The organism is Streptomyces vastus (assembly GCF_039532825.1).
Taxonomy (GTDB): Bacteria; Actinomycetota; Actinomycetes; order Streptomycetales; family Streptomycetaceae; genus Streptomyces; species Streptomyces vastus.
The window spans coordinates 1-20,875 of the sequence record NZ_BAAASJ010000104.1; the positions used below are offsets into that span (position 1 = coordinate 1).

18 protein-coding genes are annotated in these 20,875 nt (G+C 70.3%); 12 read left to right on the forward strand and 6 right to left on the reverse strand.

The window, feature by feature from the left end; translation table 11 throughout:
- Positions 1 to 311 precede the first annotated feature (311 nt).
- Positions 312 to 1,400: a quaternary amine ABC transporter ATP-binding protein gene (locus ABD357_RS32965; protein ID WP_344394733.1), complete on the forward strand. Its 1,089-nt coding sequence runs from the start codon at positions 312 to 314 to the stop codon at positions 1,398 to 1,400.
- A complete protein-coding gene (locus ABD357_RS32970; RefSeq protein WP_344394735.1) occupies positions 1,400 to 3,409 on the forward strand; it encodes an ABC transporter permease in 2,010 nt (669 codons plus the stop codon). The genes ABD357_RS32965 and ABD357_RS32970 overlap by 1 nt, the downstream gene beginning before the upstream one ends.
- Before the next feature lie 497 nt (positions 3,410 to 3,906).
- Here the strand turns inward: ABD357_RS32970 and ABD357_RS32975 are convergent, their stop codons facing one another.
- Together ABD357_RS32975 and ABD357_RS32980 are read right to left on the reverse strand one after the other, a co-directional pair.
- A complete protein-coding gene (locus ABD357_RS32975; protein WP_344394737.1) occupies positions 3,907 to 4,590 on the reverse strand; it encodes a response regulator in 684 nt (227 codons plus the stop codon).
- Positions 4,587 to 6,023, reverse strand: a complete 1,437-nt coding sequence (locus ABD357_RS32980) for a DUF418 domain-containing protein (RefSeq protein WP_344394739.1) — start codon at positions 6,021 to 6,023, stop codon at positions 4,587 to 4,589. Before ABD357_RS32980 ends, ABD357_RS32975 begins: the two co-directional genes overlap by 4 nt.
- A gap of 562 nt (positions 6,024 to 6,585) precedes the next feature.
- On the opposite strand from ABD357_RS32980, the gene ABD357_RS32985 reads away from it, so the two are divergent.
- From ABD357_RS32985 to ABD357_RS33025, 9 genes are all read left to right on the forward strand, one after another.
- A complete protein-coding gene (locus ABD357_RS32985) occupies positions 6,586 to 7,257 on the forward strand; it encodes a response regulator (protein WP_344394741.1) in 672 nt (223 codons plus the stop codon).
- Positions 7,254 to 8,375 carry a sensor histidine kinase gene (locus tag ABD357_RS32990; RefSeq protein WP_344394743.1) on the forward strand — a complete coding sequence of 374 codons (1,122 nt, stop codon included), beginning with the start codon at positions 7,254 to 7,256 and terminating at the stop codon, positions 8,373 to 8,375. Before ABD357_RS32985 ends, ABD357_RS32990 begins: the two co-directional genes overlap by 4 nt.
- Before the next feature lie 355 nt (positions 8,376 to 8,730).
- A complete protein-coding gene (locus ABD357_RS32995; RefSeq protein WP_344394745.1) occupies positions 8,731 to 9,261 on the forward strand; it encodes an ABC transporter permease family protein in 531 nt (176 codons plus the stop codon).
- A gap of 186 nt (positions 9,262 to 9,447) precedes the next feature.
- Positions 9,448 to 10,164, forward strand: a complete 717-nt coding sequence (locus ABD357_RS33000) for a response regulator transcription factor (RefSeq protein ID WP_344394747.1) — start codon at positions 9,448 to 9,450, stop codon at positions 10,162 to 10,164.
- The gene (locus ABD357_RS33005) at positions 10,161 to 11,678 is read left to right on the forward strand and encodes a sensor histidine kinase (RefSeq protein ID WP_344394749.1); all 1,518 of its coding nucleotides are present in this window, start codon (positions 10,161 to 10,163) and stop codon (positions 11,676 to 11,678) included. The genes ABD357_RS33000 and ABD357_RS33005 overlap by 4 nt, the downstream gene beginning before the upstream one ends.
- Before the next feature lie 374 nt (positions 11,679 to 12,052).
- Positions 12,053 to 12,607, forward strand: a complete 555-nt coding sequence (locus tag ABD357_RS33010) for a hypothetical protein (RefSeq protein WP_344394751.1) — start codon at positions 12,053 to 12,055, stop codon at positions 12,605 to 12,607.
- A complete protein-coding gene (locus ABD357_RS33015; RefSeq protein WP_344394753.1) occupies positions 12,604 to 13,821 on the forward strand; it encodes a peptidoglycan-binding protein in 1,218 nt (405 codons plus the stop codon). Before ABD357_RS33010 ends, ABD357_RS33015 begins: the two co-directional genes overlap by 4 nt.
- Positions 13,818 to 14,543, forward strand: coding sequence for an ABC transporter ATP-binding protein (locus ABD357_RS33020; protein ID WP_344394755.1), 726 nt, complete (start codon positions 13,818 to 13,820; stop codon positions 14,541 to 14,543). Before ABD357_RS33015 ends, ABD357_RS33020 begins: the two co-directional genes overlap by 4 nt.
- A gap of 47 nt (positions 14,544 to 14,590) precedes the next feature.
- Positions 14,591 to 15,766, forward strand: coding sequence for an ABC transporter permease (locus ABD357_RS33025; RefSeq protein ID WP_344395055.1), 1,176 nt, complete (start codon positions 14,591 to 14,593; stop codon positions 15,764 to 15,766).
- Positions 15,767 to 15,836: 70 nt separating this feature from the next.
- On the opposite strand, the gene ABD357_RS33030 is transcribed toward ABD357_RS33025, so the two are convergent.
- Entirely contained in the window at positions 15,837 to 16,349 is a 513-nt protein-coding gene (locus tag ABD357_RS33030) for a hypothetical protein (RefSeq protein ID WP_344394757.1), read from the reverse strand.
- Between the two features lie 92 nt (positions 16,350 to 16,441).
- Complete coding sequence (locus ABD357_RS33035; protein WP_344394759.1) at positions 16,442 to 17,116, reverse strand: TetR/AcrR family transcriptional regulator; 675 nt, start codon at positions 17,114 to 17,116, stop codon at positions 16,442 to 16,444.
- Between the two features lie 132 nt (positions 17,117 to 17,248).
- Here ABD357_RS33035 and ABD357_RS33040 point away from each other — a divergent pair, with 132 nt between their 5' ends.
- Positions 17,249 to 18,007, forward strand: a complete 759-nt coding sequence (locus tag ABD357_RS33040; RefSeq protein WP_344394761.1) for an SDR family NAD(P)-dependent oxidoreductase — start codon at positions 17,249 to 17,251, stop codon at positions 18,005 to 18,007.
- Between the two features lie 182 nt (positions 18,008 to 18,189).
- On the opposite strand, the gene ABD357_RS33045 is transcribed toward ABD357_RS33040, so the two are convergent.
- Positions 18,190 to 19,308 (reverse strand): LacI family DNA-binding transcriptional regulator, encoded by a 1,119-nt coding sequence (locus tag ABD357_RS33045; protein ID WP_344394763.1) that lies wholly within the window; start codon positions 19,306 to 19,308, stop codon positions 18,190 to 18,192.
- A gap of 80 nt (positions 19,309 to 19,388) precedes the next feature.
- Complete coding sequence (locus tag ABD357_RS33050) at positions 19,389 to 20,429, reverse strand: LacI family DNA-binding transcriptional regulator (protein ID WP_344394765.1); 1,041 nt, start codon at positions 20,427 to 20,429, stop codon at positions 19,389 to 19,391.
- Between the last annotated feature and the right edge of the window lie 446 nt (positions 20,430 to 20,875).

The window sequence follows — 20,875 nt, forward strand, 5'->3', positions numbered from 1 at the left end:
GGACGCCTCCGTCATGCCGTATGTCACCAACGGCAACATCTACGCGCCGGTGATGATGATCGCCGAGAAGGCCGCCGACCTGATCCTCGGCAAGGAACCGCCGGCGCCGTCCAAGGCCACCTACTACCGCCACCGCGACGCACAGAAGCAGGCCGGATAGACGTGGGGCGCCGCAGGGCCCGTACAGCGGGCGAAGCCGGCCTGTCCGGACATTCGTCAGGGGGTTACCGAGAGCCCGAGCACATCTGGCAGAGCATCCGACCCCGGCCGCAGTACTGGTTCCGCGGCTGAACGCCGAAGAAAGGTCGATCGTGACCCCAATACAGACCGAGGTGCCGCAGCGGAGCGGCACGCCCCAGGATTCGGATGGCACGCCGGTCATATCCGTGCGCAAGCTGTGGAAGGTGTTCGGGCCGAGAGCCGAGCAGGTGCCGGAGTCGGAGGAGCTGTGCGGGCTCAGCCGGCGCGAGCTGATGGACCGTACCGGGAACACCGCCGCGGTACGGGATGTGAACTTCGAGGTCTCGCCCGGCGAGGTGTTCGTCGTCATGGGCCTGTCCGGCTCGGGCAAGTCGACGCTGGTGCGCTGTCTGACGAGGCTGATCGAGCCCACCGCGGGTGAGATCGTCTTCGAGGGCGAGGACATCCGGGATGCGGACGCGGGGCGGCTGCGGGAGCTGCGCCGCCGCAAGTTTTCCATGGTCTTCCAGCATTTCGGTCTGCTGCCCCACCGCCGCGTCGTGGACAACGTGGCGTTCGGACTGGAGATCCGCGGTCTGGGCAAGACCGAGCGCAGCAGGCGGGCGATGGAGGTCGTCGAGCTGGTCGGCCTCGCGGGCTATGAGCAGTCCTATCCGGACGAGCTGTCCGGCGGTATGCAGCAGCGCGTGGGTCTGGCCCGGGCGCTGGCCGGTGATCCGGATGTGATGTTCTTCGACGAGCCGTTCTCGGCGCTGGACCCGCTGATCCGCCGGGACATGCAGAACGAGGTCATCCGGCTGCATCACGAGGTCGGCAAGACAATGGTGTTCATCACCCATGACCTGTCCGAGGCGCTCAAGCTGGGCGACCGCATTTTGATCATGCGGGACGGCCAGATGGTGCAGTGCGGTACCGGCGACGAGCTGGTCGGTGCCCCGGCCGATGACTACGTGCGTGAGTTCGTCAAGGATGTGCCGCGCGGCGATGTGCTGACCCTGCGGTGGATCATGCGGCCGGTGGAGGACGGCGACGAGCTGGACGGTCCGGAGATGGGTCCGGATGTGGTGGTGAAGGAGGCCACCCGGGCGGTGCTGGTGGCCGACAAGCCGGTCAAGGTCGTCGAGGGCGGCAAGCTGCTGGGGATCGTCGGCGACGAGGAGATCCTCGCGGTGGTCGCCGGGCAGGAAGGCGGCATGTGATGACCGTCGCCCTGGAGGAAACAGAGAAACCGGAGAAGTCCCAAGGCGTGGAGCCGGCCGCTCCCGTCAAGAGGGTGCGCAAGGTCAGCCGGTCCATGGTGGTGGCCGCGATCCTCATCGTCTGGCTGGTGCTGTTCGCCGTGCTGCGCGGCAAGCACACCCTGACCCTGGCGGCGGCGGACCTGACCGATCTGCACCGGTGGTTCAACGACGTCAACGACTCGATCGGCGCGAACCGCAACTCCAACCCGCTGTTCCTGTACTTCTTCAACGAGATCCGCCTGGTCATCGACAGCCTGGTGACCTTCGTGCAGGAGCTGATCTCCCAGCCGCCCGCGGGCCGCCCGGTGCCGCAGATCGGCTGGCTGGGCGTGGTCGGCATCGCCGGCTATGTCTCCTGGGCTGTGGGCAACTGGCGGGTCGCGCTGCTGGCCGTCGCGGGCTTCACCTTCCTGGGGCTGCAGGGCCTGTGGCAGGAGAGCATGGACACCCTGGCGCTCATCCTGTGCGCGGTGTTCGTGGCGCTGTTGTTCGCGATCCCGCTGGGGGTGTGGGCGGGGCTGTCCGACCGGTTCAACCGGATCATCACGCCCTTCCTGGACTTCATGCAGACGATGCCGACCTTCGTCTACCTGGCCCCGCTGACCCTGTTCTTCCTCATCGGCCCGGCCTCCGCCACCATCGCCACCATGATCTACGCGGCGCCGCCGACGATCCGTATCACCGCGCACGCCATCCGCACGGTGCCCGAGACGACCGTCGAGGCGGCCGACTCGCTGGGCGCCACCCGGCGGCAGTCCCTCACAAAGGTGCTGCTGCCGATGTCGAAACGGACCGTGGTGATGGGCGTCAACCAGACCATCATGGCCGCCCTGGCCATGGTGACCATCGCCGCCCTGATCGACGCCCCCGGCCTGGGCAAGACCGTCGTCCAGGCCCTCCAGACGCTCGACGTCGGCACGGCCTTCAACGCGGGCCTGGCCATCGTCGTCATGGCCATCGTCCTGGACCGGGTCACCACCGCGGCCAGCACACGCGAGGAGGCCGCCCGCAGTTCGAAGAACCGCTTCCTGACCTGGCGACGCCCGCTGCTGGCGGCGGGCGCAGCGGTCACGGCGGTCCTGGCCTACCTGTCCCAAACCTATCTGTGGGCGGCGGAGTTTCCCGGCGAGGGGCGCACCGGCAGCACCATCTCGAGCACAGCGGATAGCGTGACCACCTGGGTGCAGGACAACCTCTCGGGTATCACCAACGCCTTCCGCGACGCCCTCACCAACGGCCTGCTCAACCCGTTCCAGGCACTGCTCACGGACTCCCCGTGGTGGCTGGTCGGCGCGGCACTGATCGCGCTCGCAGTCGTGCTCGGCGGCTGGCGCGCCGGCATCACTACCGCCGTGTGTGTGGGCCTGCTGCTCGGCACCGGCGTCTGGTCGGACGCCATGACGACGATGGCCTCGACCCTCGTCGCCACGGTGCTCGTGATGCTGCTCGGCGTCACCTTCGGCGTGTGGATGGGACGCAGCGCGCTCGTGGACCGGCTGCTGCGGCCCACGCTGGACGCGGCCCAGGTCATGCCGCCGTTCGTCTATCTCGTGCCGTTCCTCGCCCTGTTCGGCGCGACCCGCTTCACCGCGATCGTCGCCGCCTTCGTCTACGCGACACCCGTCGCGATCAAGATCGTCGCGGACGGGGTGCGGAACGTCCCGGAGACGACTGTGGAGGCGGCTACCTCGGCCGGGTGCAACACCTGGCAGATCATCACCAAGGTCCAGCTGCCGATGGCACGTAGCGCCCTGACCCTCGCCACCAACCAGGGCCTGATCTATGTGCTGTCGATGGTTGTGGTGGGCGGCCTGGTAGGCGCGGGCGCCCTCGGCTACGACGTCGTGGCCGGCTTCTCGCAGGGACAGCTGTACGGGAAGGGGCTCGCGGCGGGGCTGGCCATCGTCCTTCTCGGGGTTATGTTCGACCGGATCACTCAGGCAGCCGCGCGGCGTACCAGCGCATAAGAAGCACGACACCATGGCAAGGCCGACAGGACAGTGAAGAGTCGGCGCGGCTGGCCTGGACCAGTTCGGCCCGGTCGGGACAGGAACAGGTGAGGACGCGCAGGGCGTGCAGGATCCAGGTGGTGGACCAGCCGCGGAAGGTGCCGATCTCCACCACCGTCTCGGGGCGGGTCTCCCGTGCAGCAGGTAGGTGATCTCGGCCTCGATGTCGTCGAGGTGTGCTCTCCCCGAGGTCGGGTGGACGAGCAGTCTGCGCTGCTGCTCGCGGACCCGGGCGAGGTCCTAGGCGTAGGTGCCGTAGAGGCCGCTGATGTGGTGGAAGTCGATCCGCTGGTGCCCGGGAGGATGGTGCAGGGTGCTCCGTGTGAACCGTCGTGTGGTCGGGGCGTGGTGAAGGTACGGGCGCGGTACGGGATGTCACGTCGTACCCAGGTGCCGAACGGGGCCCACGCCCGGCAACGGCACGGTGCGTGGTGAGGCTCCGTACCGGTCGGCGGTCAGGCGGGTGTCCCGGGAGTGACGATGCCCGACTCGTAGGCGAAGACGGCGAGTTGGGCCCGGTCACGGGCGTCGAGTTTGGCGAGGAGCCGGTTCATATGGGTTTTGACGGTGTGCGCGGAGACGAAGAGTTGCTCGGCGATCTCCGTGTTCGACCGGCCCTGCGCGACCAGCGTCAGGACCTCCGTCTCCCGTGGCGTGAGGCTGCCCAGCTGCAGCCGCCGGGCGTCCTGTTCCCACGTGGAGCGGCGGCGGATGACGTCCTCGATGAGGCGGCGGGTTACGGACGGGGCGAGCAGTGCGCCGCCCGCGGCGATCACCCGGATCGCCCGGAGGAGTTCGGCGACCGGGGCGTCCTTGAGGAGGAAGCCGCTGGCTCCGGCGCGCAGCGCCTCATGGACGTAGTCGTCGATGTCGAAGGTGGTCAGCATGAGCACCTTCGGGCGGTGCAGCACGCCGGGCGGTGGGTCGAGCAGCCGCCGGGTGGCCTCCAGGCCGTCCATCTCCGGCATGCGTACGTCCATGAGCACCACGTCGGCACGCGTGCTGCGGCTTACCTCCACGCCGAGCCTGCCGTTGGGTGCCTCCCCGACGACGTCGATGTCGCTCTGTGCGGACAACAGCGCGGCGAACCCCGAGCGCACCATGTCCTGGTCGTCCACGACGACCACGCGGATGGTCACTTCTTACTCTTCTCTTCCGTGTCTCCGGCGGACCCGTCCGCCTCACTCAATCGGTTTCGCTCCGGCTCCCGGCGGGCTCCGACCAGTTCGGCGGGCTTGGTGGCCTTGCCGAGCAGCCACTCCAGCGGGCCGCGGCGGAAGAAGCGCGACCAGAGGGTGGCGAACACGGCCGCGGCCGCGATGAAGCCGAGCAGCACGGTGATGGTGCTGTGTCCGATGCCGAAGAAGTGGACGCCGGGGAACTGGAGGACGTAGGCGGTCAGGGACATCGAGCCGACGGCGATCACCGGACGGGCGAGACGGCGGAAGCGCGGGAAGGTATCGACGGCGGCGAGGCAGCCGACCAGAACGGCGATCGCCACCCCCGTGTTGGCCACGATCGACAGCGTGGTCTCGCTGTGCGGCGAGGCGACCAGGAGTTCGGCCGGGGTGTCGTGGTTGGGGTAGCCCCAGGTGTCGGACCACCAGGCGGACGCGGCCGAGCCGCCCTCGCCCCAGTCGCCTTCGGCCAGTTCCTTCGCCGGGATGCCGCCGTCGGAAAGATCCGAGGGGGCGGTTTCGCCCCGTCCGGAACCTGACTCGACCCCTGAGCCTGGCACGTCCAAGTCAGGCGCACCCTGGAAACGGGCGTTCAGAGTCGACAGGGCGCCGGGGACCAGGTGCAGGGCCAGCCAGGAGCCGCCATAGCCGAGCACGGCCAGGCCGGCACCGGTGATCCCCAGGCGTATCCGGACGGCGGTGGCGGCGAGGTCCAGGCGGGCCACCGCCATACCGGCGATGACGAAGGGAAGCCAGGTCAGGGCCGGGAAGCCGCCCGTGAAGAGGAGCGAAATGATGCCGGTGGCGTCCGTGGGCCAGCCCCAGACGCCGTCGACGCCGTCCTCGGGGAGCGCCTTTCGAATGAGGTACAGGAGCTGCGGCAGGACCAGGGCACCTGCCGCGGCAATGATCGCCAGTGGGCCGGCACTGAGCCGGTACAGCGGCAGGACGAGCAGGAAGTACACGCCGTAGTAGGCGAGGATGACCATGACCGGCGTGTCCAACCACATAGTCATCGCCGTGCCCAGGACCAGCAGAACGAGCGCCCGGATCACGACCTTGGCGACCGCCTGGCGGCCCGCCCGCCCCGTCTTCGGGGTACGGCCTGTGATCAGCACGAGCGAGAATCCGGCCAGCAGGGCGAAGAGCGCAGAGGAGCGGCCGTGCGACAGCTCCATGAGGAACCCGGTGACACCACGCTCGAACATCGGATCGGGGCCGACGTGGGCCGCGTACATCCCGAAGACCGCGAGTCCCCGGGCCAGGTCCACGCCGATCAGGCGGCCGACCGGGACTCGTCCGGTCCCGGGAGCCTCGGGCGGGTTGTGCTCCACGGTCCCGGGCGGGGCACCGGCCGACGACGCGAGCGCCGTTTCGTCTGCGTTCTGGGTCATGCCCTGAGGCTGGCGAACAGCACCGGGCCACAGTATCCGGCGACTGTCCGGTCCCACCCCGCCACCCGGTGGGTCGGGCCACTGCCGGGTGGCGGGGTAGGACCCCCCACCCGGCGGGTATGGCCCCGCCGGGCAGGGGCCGACTGGCGGTGTCGCTTGCTCGTTGACGAGCCCGTCGGCGACCATGACGCCTGCGCCCGGACGGAACCTTCGCCGCGCCGGGCGATGGTGTGCGCGTACCCGTGTGCGAGGGCCGAGCGACGGCGGTGATCAGCAGCCACTGGGCGCCGTACGGCCGGTCGGCGCGTGCCGTCTCGCCGTACGATGTGAGCGCGGCGGCCGTCGAGCCGCCCAGTACGGCCCCGCACACACCCGCCGGACAGCACGTTCGGCGGTGCCGCGACATGACTACCCCGTACGGCGGGAACCCACCCCCCGGGTGACGGGAGTGTCCCGGCGGCCCGCCTCACCGGGCGGTTCCCGTTTTACCGTCCAGACGGTGACAATCAGCATCGGTGTGCGGCCTGAGACGCACGCACCACGAGGACAAGGCGGAGCGCACGTGATACGGGCAGTGGTGGTGGACGACGAGGCCCTCGTGCGGTCCGGTCTGCGGTTCATCCTCAACGCGGCCGACGACATCGAGGTCGTAGCGACCGCAGTCGGCGCGGAGGCCATCGACACCGTACGGCAGGAGCGCCCGGACGTCGTGCTTCTGGATATCCGGATGCCGGACGTGGACGGTCTGACCGTGCTGCGGCAGCTGCGCGCCCTTCCGGAGCCGCCGGTGGTGGCGATGCTGACGACCTTCGACGCCGACGAGTACATCCTCACCGCGCTGCGTTCGGGCGCGGCCGGATTCCTGCTCAAGGACACCGAGCCCGACCAACTCGCCCAACTCGTGCGTACCTTGGCCGCGGGCGGGGTCGTGATGTCGCCGAAGGCGTCCCGTGCCGTCTGGCGGAGCCACCCCGGAGCGGCCATCGACGACGAGGACGTCACCCGCGTCGGCCTGCTCACCGAGCGCGAGTGCGAGGTGCTCGTGCTGATCGCGGAAGGACTGTCCAACGCCGACATCGGCGCCCGGATCCACCTCAGCGCGGGCACCGTCAAGGACCATGTCAGCGCGATCCTGACCAAGCTGCGGGTCGGCAGCAGGGTGCAGGCGGCGCTGCTCGCGCAGAGGGCGGGACTGCTCGACGAAGGGCAGCGGCGCTCGGAGTCCGGGCGATGACCGTGCCCCGGGCGTGGTGGGCGCGGCTCCCCGATCCGGTCATCGACGCCGTGGTCGTCGCGGTCGCCGTCGTGGACGTCCTGCTCAGCCTGGTCGACGCGAGCCCCGTCGAGCAGGCCATGGCCGCGCTGGCCTGCGCCGCGCTCGTCGTACGGCGGCGCTTCCCGCTCCCGGTGTTCCTGCTCACCTTGCCCGCCATCATGCAGGCCATCGTGGTCGCCCCGTTCGCCGCCCTGTACACACTGGCCGCACGCTCCCGCGACCGCCGCCTGCTCGTCGCGTGCGTGATCATGTTCGCCCTCGCCTCAGAGGCATCCTGGCTGCTGAACGACCTCACCTCAGACGACCGCACCTGGACCCTGGTCAACTTCTTCTACGCGCTCGCCGCCGTCGCCGTGCCCGTCCTGCTGGGCCAGCTCGTCCAGGCCCGCCGGGACCTGGCCCGCCGCCTCGTCGAGATCGAGGAAGCCCGCGAGCACGAACGCCTGCTGCACTCCCAGGCCGTCCTCACGCGCGAACGCGCCCAGCTCGCCCGCGAGATGCACGACGTCGTCTCCCACCAGGTCAGCCTGATCGCGATACAGGCGGGTGCCCTCCAAGTCGCCGCCACGGACCCGGACTTCAAGGAGGGCGCGTGCACCATCCGCTCCCTCAGCGTCGACACCCTCGACGAACTGCGCCACATGGTCACCCTGCTGCGGGCCTCCGGCGGCCGGGCCAGCGAGCTCACCCCTCAGCCCACCCTCGCCGACCTCCACAGGCTCGTCACGACCAGCGGCATCGACGCCGAACTGACCGGTGAACTGCCCCCCGGCACCAGCACCACCGCGCAACGCGCCGTCTACCGCACCGTCCAGGAAGCCCTCACCAACGTCCGCAAGCACGCACCCGGCGCCACCGCGACCGTCCGCCTGTGGCACGCCGACGACGGCGCCGCCTTCGGCGTGACCGTCACGAACACACCCCCCACCCGCCCCTCGCTGCCTCTTCCCGGCGCCCAGCAGGGCCTGATCGGCCTCAGGGAACGCGCCGAACTCCTCGGCGGCACCTTCGAATCCGGCGCCACCGCCGAGGGCGGCTACGAGGCGATCCTCCGCATCCCGGCCGGCACGGACTGACAGCCGCCTGCTCCGGGTACACCGGCACCGCCCCTCGTCTCCCCCGAAGTGATGGGAACTGTTCCGACCGTTCGGCCGAGGTGCCCGCTCGATGGAACGACCTGGCCTCCGGGCATGCATGAGGCTCAAGAGACTGAACAGTCCAAGCGCGTTCAGTCGTTGGACGTCCTGCGCGGAATCGCGGTCATTGGCACGCTGCTGACGGCATCTACCGGCCCTGGGACCACCGCTGGCACAAGGGCCTGTAGATGACCTGGTCGCATCTGTCCGGCGACAACTTCTGGGCCGGGCCCACCTTCGAGCAGGGCGCGCCCGGCCACGGCCCGCGCCCCGTGAACGCCCCTGGCGCATCGACGTGTCGGAGAGGGAGACCTGGGCGGCCATCACCGGCGAGCACGACGAGATCGACGGCGGTGCCACGGTCCTCACCTACGCGGGTCACCCCGGGCACGATCCACCGCGCCATCAACGACGACCTGCGCGTGGTTTCGGCCACTACTCCGACGGCTGGAACGCGCTGTCGCACCCGTTCGGGGTGTACCTCATGAACTCGGCAATCGTCGTCCTGGGGGCACTGCTCGGCAACCTGGTCAGCTGCTCCATGGCGGCCTACGCCTTCGCGCGGCTGCAGTTCCGCGGGCGCCCGTTCTTCTTCGGCATGATGATGCTGACCCTGATGGTGCCGATCTACGTACTCATCATTCCGCAGTACGTGATGTTCTCGAAGATCGAATGGGTATGTGGACGCCACCAGCGGAGCCTCATGGGGCTCGCTGTTCGCGATGTCCGTCGTCACGCTGATCCCGGTCTTCATCGTCTTCCTCGTGGGCCAGCGCTACCTCGTCAAGGGAATCGCCGCCACCGGAATGAAGTAGCCCTCGCCTGACCCGGGCGCTGCTCGCGTCACAGCCCGAGACCGCCAGGAGCAGGTGCGTTTCCGCCCGATGGTCGCGGCGTCGTCAGCGACCTCGACGTGGTCGGGGTCGTGTCGCTTCGGTCATGGGGGCGCCCGCCGAGGAGGTGGTGGAGCGTTCTCAGGGTTCTTTGAGGTTGGTGCGGTAGGGGTGGGCGGGTGACCACTCCAGCCGCGCACCTGCTCGTCGTCGACGATGAGCCGAACATCCGTGATCTGCTCGCCCAGACGCTGCGTCTGGTCGGGTTTGACGTGACCTGTGCCGGGGGTGGTGTGGAGGCGCTCAATGCCGTCGGGTTGGGCGGGTCGGGTTTTGATCTTGTCCTGCTCGACGTCATGTTGCCTGACCTGGATGGTTTTGAGGTGGCCCGGACGCTGCGGCGGGACGGGTGTGAGACCCCGGTGCTGTTCCTGACCGCCAAGGACACCGTCCGGGACCGGGTCCAGGGGCTGACGGTGGGCGCGGACGACTATGTGACCAAGCCGTTCAGCCTGGAGGAGGTCGTGCTGCGGGTGCGGGCGATACTGCGCCGTACGAGGGTGGGGCCGAAGGACGGGGAGGCGGTTCAGCCGCTGTGTTACGGCGGGCTGAGTCTGGATCCGGATGCCCACGAGGTGCGCAGGGACGGCCGGATGATCGAGGTGTCGCCCACGGAGTTCCGGCTGCTCGCCTATCTTCTGGAGAACTCCGAGCGGGTGGTGAGCAAGGCGCAGATCCTGGACCGGGTCTGGGGGTACGACTTCGGCGGCGACTCGCGGATCGTGGAGTCCTACGTCTACTACCTGCGCAAGAAGATCGACGCGGCCGGCTCGCCGCTGATCCACACCCTGCGCGGCGTCGGCTATGTGCTGCGGCTGCCACGGGGCGGGACGTGAAGCGGTGGTGGCGGCACTGGACGCTGCGGTCCCGGCTCGTCGTCGCCGCTGCCGGGCTGACGGCGCTCGCGCTGCTGGCGGCCAACGCCGTGGGGCTGGTCATGCTGCGCTCGTATCTGATGAGCCAGGTGGACGAGCAGTTGGCCCAGCCCGGCAGCGAGGTGGTCGGTGGGCGGACACAGCCGCCGGAGGGCCGAGACCAGACAGTGCTGAACGACCCGGCGGTGCGGGAGTTGCTGGAGTCGTGGTTCGGCACGGACACGCGGATCTACTTCTACGCGGACGACGGCAACCGGGTGTCCGTCTACGCGGATGACGGGGCGGCGGGGCCGAAGCTGCCCGAGCCGGCCGTACTGCGGCAGCGGGCGCTCAGCGGCGAGCCGTTCACCGTCCCGGACGTGGGGGGCGGGGACGACTGGCGGGTGCGTGCGAAGAGCGCGGGCCCCACGATTTCGGTCCAAGCGGTCTCGCTCGGACAGGTTGGCGCGACCGTGAACCGGCTGCTGCTGATCGATGCCGCCGTCATGGGCGTGGTGCTGTCGCTGCTGGCCGCGCTGGCCACGCTCGTCGTGCGGCTCGGGCTGCGTCCGCTGACCCGGATGGAGGCCACCGCGCAGCAGATCGCGGCCGGGGATCTGTCCCGGCGGGTGCCCGACACCGAGCCGCACACCGAGGCCGGACGGCTCGGGCAGGCGATGAACGCCATGCTGGGGCGCATCGAGTCGGAAGTCACCGCCCGGCGGGCGTCCGAGCGCAAGCTACGGCAGTTCCTCGCGGACGCGTCGCACGAGCTGCGCACCCCGCTGACCTCGATACGCGGCTTCGCCGAGCTGTCCCGGCTCGGCGGCGACCAGGCGGAGGCGCTGGCCCGGATCGAGGCCGAGGGGGAACGGATGGGGGTGCTGGTGGAGGACCTGTTGCTCCTGGCCCGGCTCGACGAGCAGCGGCCCCTGGAGCGGCGCACCGTGGAGCTGCGGGACCTGGCCGCCGACGTGGTGCGGGACGCGCACGGCCGGGCTCCGGAGCGGGTGATCCGGCTGGCCGGGCTGGACGACACGTGCGGGCTGGAGCCGGTGACCCTGATGAGTGACCCGCTGCGGCTGCGCCAGGTGGTGGACAACCTGCTGGCGAACGCGGTACGCCACACACCGCCCGAGGCGAGGGTGACGGTACGGATCGGGGTGTCCGCCCAGGCCGCGCTGGACGGCGGGGCGCCGGTGGCGGGTGTGGGGTGTGAGCTGGGTGCCGCCCAGCCGGTGGCCGTGCTGGAGGTCAGCGATACGGGGCCGGGGATCGCGGCGGAGCACGCACCCCGGGTGTTCGAGCGGCTGTACCGGGCGGACGCGGCCCGAACCCACGAGACGGGTCTCGGCAGCGGCGGGGCCGGGCTCGGGCTGTCCATCGCGGCGGCGCTGGTGGCGGCGCACGGCGGACGCATCGAGCTGCGTACCCGGGTGGGCGCGGGGGCGGCCTTTCGGGTGCTGCTGCCGTGCCGGCCGTCCGGCGGCGGGTGAGCCTTAGGGCCCTTCTGATGGATCTCCGTGGGAGAAGGAGCGGCGTCCGGTGCGTGCTCTGGGGGGAGTGCCGCGCGGAAGCCCTCGCTAGCGGTTACTTGGGCTTTCGTGCGGTGCGGCGAGTGGGGCACCTCCCACGCCCTTGAGGCAGTGGGGGAGCGTGCTGGGCGTCGCGACGCCGCGGAGATCCATCAGAAGGGCCCTAGGTGGTAGCGGCCGGCCTTCGGTCATGCCGCCCCGACTCACCCGTCCGATTCGCTCACCATCGCGGCGGAAAGATCTTCACTTGCCGCCGCGTGTCGAAGGCTCCGTTCCCAGCGAACATTGATCTGCCGTGGAGGGTCCTCCCAGCAGAGCCCTGCACGATCGCGGTCATGACTTCGACACGACTTCCGAGCCGGACCCGCACCGGGCTGGCACTGCCCGCCGTGCTGCTCTCCTTCGGGCTGCTCACCGCGGCCTGCGGCGGCAGCGGCGGCGGCGGCCAGGTGGCCTCCGTCAATAAGAGCGCGAACGCCACCGAGGACAGCGACAAGAAGAAGGAAAAGGCGAAGAAGGACGACCCGCGGGCGTTTGCCGCGTGTATGCGCAAGAACGGCGTCGACATGAAGGATCCCGACCCGGACGGCAGCGCGCTCGAGTTCGGTGGGGACGGCCTCGACCAGGCGGCCATGAGCAAGGCCATGGAGGACTGCCGCGAGTACATGCAGACGGGTTCTGAAGCGGGCGCCGAGCTGAGCGAGAAGCAGAAGGAGAACTTGCGGAAGTGGACCAAGTGCATGCGCGACGCGGGCTTCGACGTGCCCGACCCGGACAGCGGGGGCGCCTTCCCCTCGCAGGAGGCCAGCGCAGAGGCAGGCATGTGGGAGGCCTCGATGAAGTGTGACGGCGAAGTGTTCGGCGGCGACAAGGCGGGGGACGAGCAGTGACCGACCAGCACGACGGGCCCGAGACGGGCGGCGCCCCGGCCGGCCCGCGCAGTCGGCGGGCCCCGTGCAGGCGGCGGGCCCTGCGAGTCACCGTGATCACCGCGACCGTGATCGCCGCGGCCGCCGTCGCCGGGGTGGCCGCGGCCGGCTGGGGCGGCAGCGGTGGCCCAGCCGCCGAGGCCGCGCCGACCGGGCCGCCCGCCACCGCGAAGGTGGAGAAGACCACTCTCACTCGCAGCGAGAGGGTCAGGGGCACACTCGGCCACGGCACTCCGACGACCCTGGAGGCGCCCGGCGGCTCGGGTACCGAGGGAGGCGGAGCCGGCGAAGGGGGCGGTGAGGGAGCCAGGGGTACGGGCACCGTCACCTGGCTGCCCAAGGCTGGGGACACCGTCAAGCGGGGCAAGCCCGTGTCCCGCGTGGACGAGCGGCCCGTCCCGCTGCTCTACGGCTCCGTCCCGCTGTATCGCACCCTGGGCAGCGGCAGCGAGGGCAAGGACGTCGAGCAACTGGAGCGGAACCTCGCCGAGCTCGGTTACGGCGGCTTCACCGTCGACGAGAAGTTCACGGACCTCACCGCGCAGGCACTCAGGAAGTGGCAGTCCGACCTCGGCCTGCCGAAGACCGGCCGGCTCGCCCCCGGCGAGGCGGCCGTCGCGTCCGGAGCCATCCGCGTCGACGAGCTGAAGACCGCCCCCGGCAGGGCGGCAAGCGGCGAACTGCTGACGTACACCGGCACCAAGCGGGTCATCTCGGTGGACCTGAAGGTGGCTCATGAAGGGCTGGTCAAGAAGGGCACGGCGGCGACCGTCACCCTGCCGGACGAATCCACGGCCGAGGCCGAGGTCACCCGCGTCGGCACCGCGGCGACCGCCCCCGCGGACGACGGCGAGGGCGGTGGGAGCGGTGGGGGCGGTGGCTCCGACGAGGCGACCATCCCGGTCGAGCTGACCGTGGCGGACACCAAGCAGCTCGGCTCGTACCAGTCCGCGCCCGTCGGTGTCGTGCTGAAGGCCGAGGAGCGCAAGGACGTGCTGGCCGTGCCGGTCAACGCGCTCGTCGCGCTGCTTGAGGGCGGCTACGGCGTGGAGGTCGTGCAGAAGAACGGCACGACCTCGTATCTGCGCGTCAAGCTGGGCATGTTCGCCGACGGCAAGGTCGAGATCAGCGGCGACGGCCTCAAGCCGGGGCTGACCGTGGGAGTGCCCAAGTGAGCGACGCCGTCATCGAGTTGCGGGGCGTCAGCCGCACGTACGGGGACGTCACCGCGCTGCGCGACGCCGACCTGACCGTGCGGCGCGGCGAACTGCTGGCCGTCGTCGGCCCGTCCGGGTCCGGCAAGTCGACGCTGCTGAACATCATCGGCACCCTGCAACGCCCCTCCGCCGGGCTGGTCCGGATCGCCGGACACGACGTGTCCGGGCTGACCGACCGTGAGCTGTCCGCGCTGCGGGCGCACGCCGTGGGGTTCGTCTTCCAGCAGTTCCATCTCGCGGCCGGCGTCCCGGTGCTCGACAACGTCGCCGACGGACTCCTCTACTCGGGCCGCCCGGGCGCCGAGCGCCGACGGCTCGCGGAGCGCGCACTGCGCCGGGTGGGCCTCGGTCACCGGCTGCAGCACCGGCCGCACCAGCTCTCCGGCGGCGAGAAGCAACGGGTCGCCATCGCCCGCGCGGTGCTCGGCGATCCCCCGCTGCTGCTGGCCGACGAGCCGACCGGCGCGCTGGACTCGGTCTCCGGCGAGATCGTGATGGAGCTGCTGCGGGAGCTGAACGCCTCGGGCACCACGGTCGTGATCATCACCCATGACCGGGACATCGCGGCCGCGCTGCCCCGGGCCGTACACCTCAAGGACGGGCTGATCGTCCACGACAGCCAGGACAGCCGGGATGTCCAGGACAGCCGGGACGGCGTACGTACGGAGGTGTCCCTGTGAGCACGACGGCACCGCCCGCGCCGCCGCCCCGCCCGAAGGCCGCCCGGATGGGTCTGGGGGACGTACTGCGCACCGGCGGCAGCGGGCTGCGTTCCCGGCCGCTGCGGGTGTTCCTCTCGGCGCTGGGCATCGCCATCGGCATCGCCGCGATGGTCTCCGTGGTGGGCATCTCCACCTCCAGCAAGGAGGACCTGAACCGGCGGCTGGAGGCGCTGGGCACCAACCTGCTCACCGTCTCCCCCGGCCAGTCCTTCACCGGCCAGGCCTCTCACCTGCCCCGCGAGGCGACGGACATGGTCCGCCGGATCGGCCCCGTGCAGACGGTCACGGCCACCGGCAAGCTGGCCGACACCCACGTGTACCGCAACGACCGGGTCCCGGCGGCCGAGTCCGGCGGCATCTCGGTCGCCGCAGCCCGGCTCGACCTGCCGAAGACGACCGGCGCCGAGATCGCGGACGGCACTTGGCTGAACGCCGCCACCGCCCGGTATCCCGCGGTGGTTCTGGGCAACGAGGCCGCCGAGAGGCTGGGCGTGCACCGGGCCGGTGACGACATACGGGTCTGGCTGGGCGAGCGGTGGTTCACCGTGGTGGGCATCCTGCACAAGGTCCCGCTCGCCCCCGAACTGGACTCCGCCGCGCTGATCGGCTGGCCGGCGGCCGAGTCCGAGCTGGGCTTCGACGGCTACCCGACGACCGTCTACACCCGCTCCGCCGAGTCCGCGGTCTCCGACGTCCAGTCCGTACTGGCCGCGACGGCCAACCCGCAGGCACCCAACGAGGTCGAGGTCTCCCGCCCGTCCGACGCGCTCGCCGCCAAGGAGGCCGCCGACGAGACGCTGGGCGCGCTGCTGCTGGGGCTCGGCGCGGTGGCGCTGCTGGTCGGCGGGGTCGGGGTGGCCAACACCATGGTCATCTCCGTACTGGAGCGGCGCGCGGAGATCGGCCTGCGCCGCTCGCTGGGTGCGACGCGCGGGCAGGTCCGGACCCAGTTCCTGGTGGAGTCCCAACTGCTGTCCGCGATCGGCGGCATCGGAGGCGTCCTGCTGGGCGTCGGCGTGACAGCCGCGTACGCCGCGTCCCAGGACTGGCCCGCCGTGGTCCCGGCCTGGGCGATGGCCGGCGGCATCGGGGCGACCCTGCTGATCGGCGCGCTGGCGGGGCTCTACCCGGCGATCCGGGCAGCTAGGCTTCCCCCGACGGAGGCGCTGGCCTCGGCCTGACGACCGCCATGGCCGCCGCCCGGACTTCGTGGCGTGCCTTACCTGCGAGGTGCTGCCCAGCGACCCCCGTCTACCGACTGGCACCCAATCCCGACAAGCGCCGAGCAGCAGCCCGAGAACGATGCGATTGGTGATCTTCGACGGTTCTCGTGAGGTGCTGAACACTGGCTCTTGGTACGGAAGTGGAATGGAACGGCCGGTCGGACTGGTCGTTCTGCCACCTGTGCTGGGGCAGCGCCGGATCGGTCAGCGTTGGGTGTACACGAAGCCGATCTTGTCGACCCCGTCGCCGGAGCGGCAGTGGAAGCCTGCGATCTGATCGGGTTGTGTCGGAGAGCATGAGGCCGGTGCTGGTGCGGAACCTGGCGTGCTCGTTGCTGTAGCACGCGGCGTTCAGCGAGAGGAACTTGCCGCCCTGGTAGAGGACCTTGTCCACGATCTGGAAGGTGTTGGGCACGGTGGGTCGGGTCCGGTCGCAGACCAGCACGTCGCTGCCCTTGTCGGCGGGGTGCCGCCCCGGATCAACGGACCTTCGGATGGCGCAGGTCAGCGGCGTGCGCCCGACGACCAGGATGTCGTCCACCCGTGGGTCGTGGAGACAGGCGTCGAGTGCGCCGCGCCCCACCATGCCGGACGCTCATAGTGCAAGGACCCCTAAGACGGCCACGCGCATGGTCACCCCTCCGCCCGTGTCAGGGTGCCGGCGATGAGGGTGGCCAGCATCTCCTCCAGCGTGGCGGTGAAGTCCATGCGCAGGGCGGCGAGCGAGGGGTCCGTCTCGTACGCGGCGAGCATGGACGGGGAGGGGCGGGCGTGGGTCCACACCGCGCCGATGGCCATGACGGCTTGGCCGCACAACCAGTCGGCACGGTCGCCCAGTTCGGGCAGGTGCCGACGGGCCAGTGCGGCCAGGGCGGCGACGTTTTCGATGGCGGATCGCTTGTAGCGGGCGGCCACGTCGGCGGAGACGTTGTGCTCCAGGACGCCGGCCTGGGCGCTGAGCAGGTCGCACAGCACACGGTTCTGCGCGAGGGAGCGGGTCAGGACGGCGGCGAATGCCTGACCGCGCTCAAGCACCGGAGCGTCCGGGGCGATCGCGGCGTCCAACTGCTCGGGGAGCTGGGCCGTCCACTGCCGCCAGTGGTGGTCCAGGAGTTCCAGCAGGACCGCCTCGCGCGACTCGAAGTAGCGCAGCACGTTGGACTTCGCCAGTCCCACGCGTCTGCTCAGCTCGTTCAGGCTGACCGAGCCCACAGACATCTCGTCGAGCATCGCGGCCGCGGTGTCGAGGATCGCCCGCCGCCGGATCTCACGCTGTTCCTCACTGCGCGCTCGCTGGAAAGTCGCCATGCACCCATCTTACAGACTGCCGGTCTTTTGACATTAGACCGCCGGTCTCTTACCTTGGAGGCGCAAGAGACCGGCGGTCTTCTATGGGGGCCGCCGGCCGCACCCACCTGTATGCGAAAGAGGCCCACCGTCATGAGCGTTTCCAGCGTCGCCCTGGTCACCGGAGCCACCACCGGCATCGGCAAGGAGGCCAGCCTGGCCCTGGCCCGCGCCGGCCATGCGGTCGTCGTGTCCGGCCGCCGCGAGGCGGCCGGAGAGGCCGTCGCCCGCGAGATCCGCGACAACGGCGGCGAAGCCGCCTTCATCGCCGCCGACGTCGACTCCGAGGAGTCCGTCATCGCGCTGATCGCGGCCACCGTCGAGCGCTTCGGCCGGCTCGACGTCGCCGTCAACAACGCCGGCGTCTCCCTTGACACCGGCCGCCTGGCCGACGAGCCCACCAGCCGCTTCCAGCAGATGCTCACCACGAACGTGCTCGGCGTCTTCTGGGGTATGAAGTACCAGATCCAGCAGATGCTGGCCCAAGACAACCCCGGCGGCGCCATCATCAACCTGGCCTCCATCGCCGGCCTGGGCGGCATGCGCTACGCGGCCAACTACTCCGCCACCAAGCACGCCGTGGTCGGCCTGACCAAGTCCGCCGCACTGGAGTACGCCACCGACAACATCCGCATCAACGGCGTCGCCCCCGCCGCGATCAAGACCGACATCCTCAGCACCGCGATCGAGGCCGGCACCTGGGACGAAACCACCATCGCCGCCCTCCAGCCGGTCAACCGGATGGGCCGCCCGGTCGAGGTCGCTGACGCGATCACCTGGCTCGCCTCCCCGCAGGCATCCTTCGTCACCGGAACCATCCTCAACGTCGACGGCGGCTACAAGGCCCAGTAAGAGGCCCGCCAGCAGGTACGACGCCCCCCTCGCAACCAGAGTGGGGGGCGTGCGCAACCGAACCGCCACCGCTGTGGTTGGTGTGGTGGTGACGTCGATGCCACCCTGGCTACCCGGCGCACACCAGCGGCGACTTCAACGCCGGCCCTCTGTACACCGACGGCTGACCAGTGCGGGGCTACCTAGGTGGACGGTCCGGTCGGCGCAGGGCTGGACGTCGGCGCGCGCGGCGTGCTCGCCCGGACGTGCACGGTCGTCGGGATGCGCACCGTGCGGTTCTCGTCGTCGGACAGCGCGAGCCGCACCGCTTCGGTCCCGGCTTCTCTGAGGGGCACCTCGACGGTGGTCAGTGCGGGTACGACGTCGATCGCTGAGCTGATGTCGTCGAAACCCGCCACCGCGACGTCACGGCCGGGCTCCAGGCCCGCGTCGCGCAGCGCGGTCATCACGCCGATCGCCATCGTGTCGCTGACCGCGAAGATCAGCTCGATGCCGTCCAGGCCGCGTTCGACCAGTTCACAAGCCGCGTCGTAGCCCCCGCTGCGGGTGAATTGAGTCTGTATGAACACCTGGTCTTCGGCCTCGATGCCGGATGCGCGCAGCCCGGCGGTGAACCCCCTGCACCGGTCGAGCGAGGTCCTGATGCGGTTGGGGCCGCAGATGATCGCGTACCGCCGATAGCCTGCCTCCGCCATGGTCCGGGCCAGCGTCTCGGCTCCACGCGCGTTGTCGACGGTGACGGTGGGGAAGGGCAGGCCCGGCTGGCTGATCAGCGCCGTGCGGCCTCCGGTGGCCCGGTATTGCGCGAGTTCGTCGATGAGCTCCCGCTCGGTCGCGCCGTCGTCGATCCGGCTGCCGGCGATGACGATGATCTGCGGACGGTGACCCCGCAGTCCTCTGACGAGTTCCAGTTCGCGGCGGGGGGAACGGTCGGCGACGGTCATGGTGACGACGAGCCCGTTCGCCTCCGCCGCGTCGGTGATCCCGGCGGCGATGGCGGAGTAGTAAGGATCGGCCACGTCACTGACCACCAGCGCCACGGTCTGGGTCGATCCCTTGGCGGTGGCCTGCGCCGAGGCGTTGGGTACGTAGCCGAGCCTGGCTGCGGCGGCGAGCACGCGGTCGCGGTTTTCCGAACGGACGCCGCGGCTGCCGCCGTTGAGGGCTCGGGACGCCGTGGCGAGGGAGACCCGCGCTTCCGTGGCGACGTCCTGCAGGGTCACCGAGACGGGTTCCGGGTCGGTGACCCGCGTACGACGTGGCGTTGCCCCGGACTCGGACCTGCTGTCCAGTGCGGACATCGTGCGCGTTCACCGCCAGTAACTGTCGACGTTGAGCATGGCAATCGCTTTCCACAGTGTGTGGGCGGGGCGGCGCGCGGTCAAGGGCACGGCGCTCGCGTGCTCTTCGGCATGGTGCTGTCACGGACGGCCAGGTGGCCCTGGACCATCAGGGTCGTCGGTTCCTGGCGGTCGGCCAACGCCATCCGGATGGCGGTCGCCCCCATGTCGGTCAGCGGCAGCGCGACCGTGGTCAACTGAGGGGTCACGTCGACCGCGAGCTGGATGTCGTCGATCCCCGTCACCGACACGTCGTGGGGCACCTTGACCCCGGCGGCGCGGAATGCCGACATCGCGCCGATGGCGACCGCGTCGTTCACGGCGAGCACGGCGTCGATCGCCGCTGTCCCCTGGTCTGCCAGTCCGCGTGCCGCCTCGAAGCCGCCCCGGCGGTCGCCCGTGCAGCTCACCGTACGGATGGCCGAAGCGGGGACCCCCATGCTGGTCAGCCCGTCGACGAAGCCGGAGACACGCGCCGAGAAGTTCGCCGTGCCCTGTTCGGACCCGAGGATCACCACGTTGCAATGACCGGACTGCGCGATGTAGTTGCCCACGCAGTACCCGGCACCGTGATTGTCAAGGTCGATCGAGTCGAACTCCTCCTCCGCGGCGCCGACGATGACGACCCGGCCGCCCTCGCGCTCGTATGCCCGCAAGTCCCTGAGTAGTTGCTCTTCGAGTCGGTTGCCCAGCAGTCGTCCGGACGTGAGAACCAGTGCCTTCGGACGCAGGCCGCGCAGCAGTCGGACGGTCCGCAGCTGCCTGTCCGGGGTCGCGCGGGTCGAGGACACGGTGACGAATGCGCCCGCCTTCCGGGCCTGCCTCTCCATCGCGGCGACCACCATGGCCATGGACGGTGTGGTCAGGTCGTCCGCGATGAGCGCGACCGACTCGCTGATCCGTCGCATCGCCCGCGCGGATGCGTTGAGCGTGTAGCGCAGGTCCGCGGCGGCCGTGTGCACACGCTCGGCGGTCGCGGACGAGACCGCGTGGGTACTGCCGCCCAGAACGCGGGACGCGGTCGTGACCGAGACGCCTGCCGCAGCCGCCACGTCACGCAACGTGACAGGGGATCTGGCCACGTCGGACATCGTGGTGCCTCCTCGAGTGTCGGGCGACCGACCGCACTACTGCACGCAACTGGACGATACGTGATCGAGAACCCCGGTCGGCGTCGCGCCGATGATCCTCTGTCCTGTTGTGGCAGGCGGCAGTCCGGCGTTTGACCTGTTCACCGACTGTAGGGCTCGCGGGTGACCCGCTCCGTTCGGGTCGCGGAGGGACGGATGGGCGAGTTCCGACCGCGTAGGGGACAGCGTTGACGTGTGCATTGACACGCATCCGGAGTCGGCCCTACGGTCCGGAAAGCGATTTCCTCCGCCGCTGCCGTGCACCTGCGGGACGCACAGGTCACGGCAGTGCACGCACCCGCGCCGAACGACCGCGCCTGAGGTATGTGCGGGCGCATGGACACCTACCGGACGGCCTGACCCCCGAAACTCCCACCCTCCGTCGTGGTGACGAAGGG

Coding starts and splice junctions, on each gene's coding strand:
- ABD357_RS33035 (WP_344394759.1), bottom strand. CDS start 17,116: ATGGCGACTTTCCAGCGAGCGCGCAGTGAGGAACAGCGTGAGATCCGG.
- ABD357_RS33025 (WP_344395055.1), top strand. CDS start 14,591: ATGGGTCTGGGGGACGTACTGCGCACCGGCGGCAGCGGGCTGCGTTCC.
- ABD357_RS32970 (WP_344394735.1), top strand. CDS start 1,400: ATGACCGTCGCCCTGGAGGAAACAGAGAAACCGGAGAAGTCCCAAGGC.
- ABD357_RS33045 (WP_344394763.1), bottom strand. CDS start 19,308: ATGTCCGCACTGGACAGCAGGTCCGAGTCCGGGGCAACGCCACGTCGT.
- ABD357_RS33010 (WP_344394751.1), top strand. CDS start 12,053: ATGACTTCGACACGACTTCCGAGCCGGACCCGCACCGGGCTGGCACTG.
- ABD357_RS32990 (WP_344394743.1), top strand. CDS start 7,254: ATGACCGTGCCCCGGGCGTGGTGGGCGCGGCTCCCCGATCCGGTCATC.
- ABD357_RS33040 (WP_344394761.1), top strand. CDS start 17,249: ATGAGCGTTTCCAGCGTCGCCCTGGTCACCGGAGCCACCACCGGCATC.
- ABD357_RS32980 (WP_344394739.1), bottom strand. CDS start 6,023: ATGACCCAGAACGCAGACGAAACGGCGCTCGCGTCGTCGGCCGGTGCC.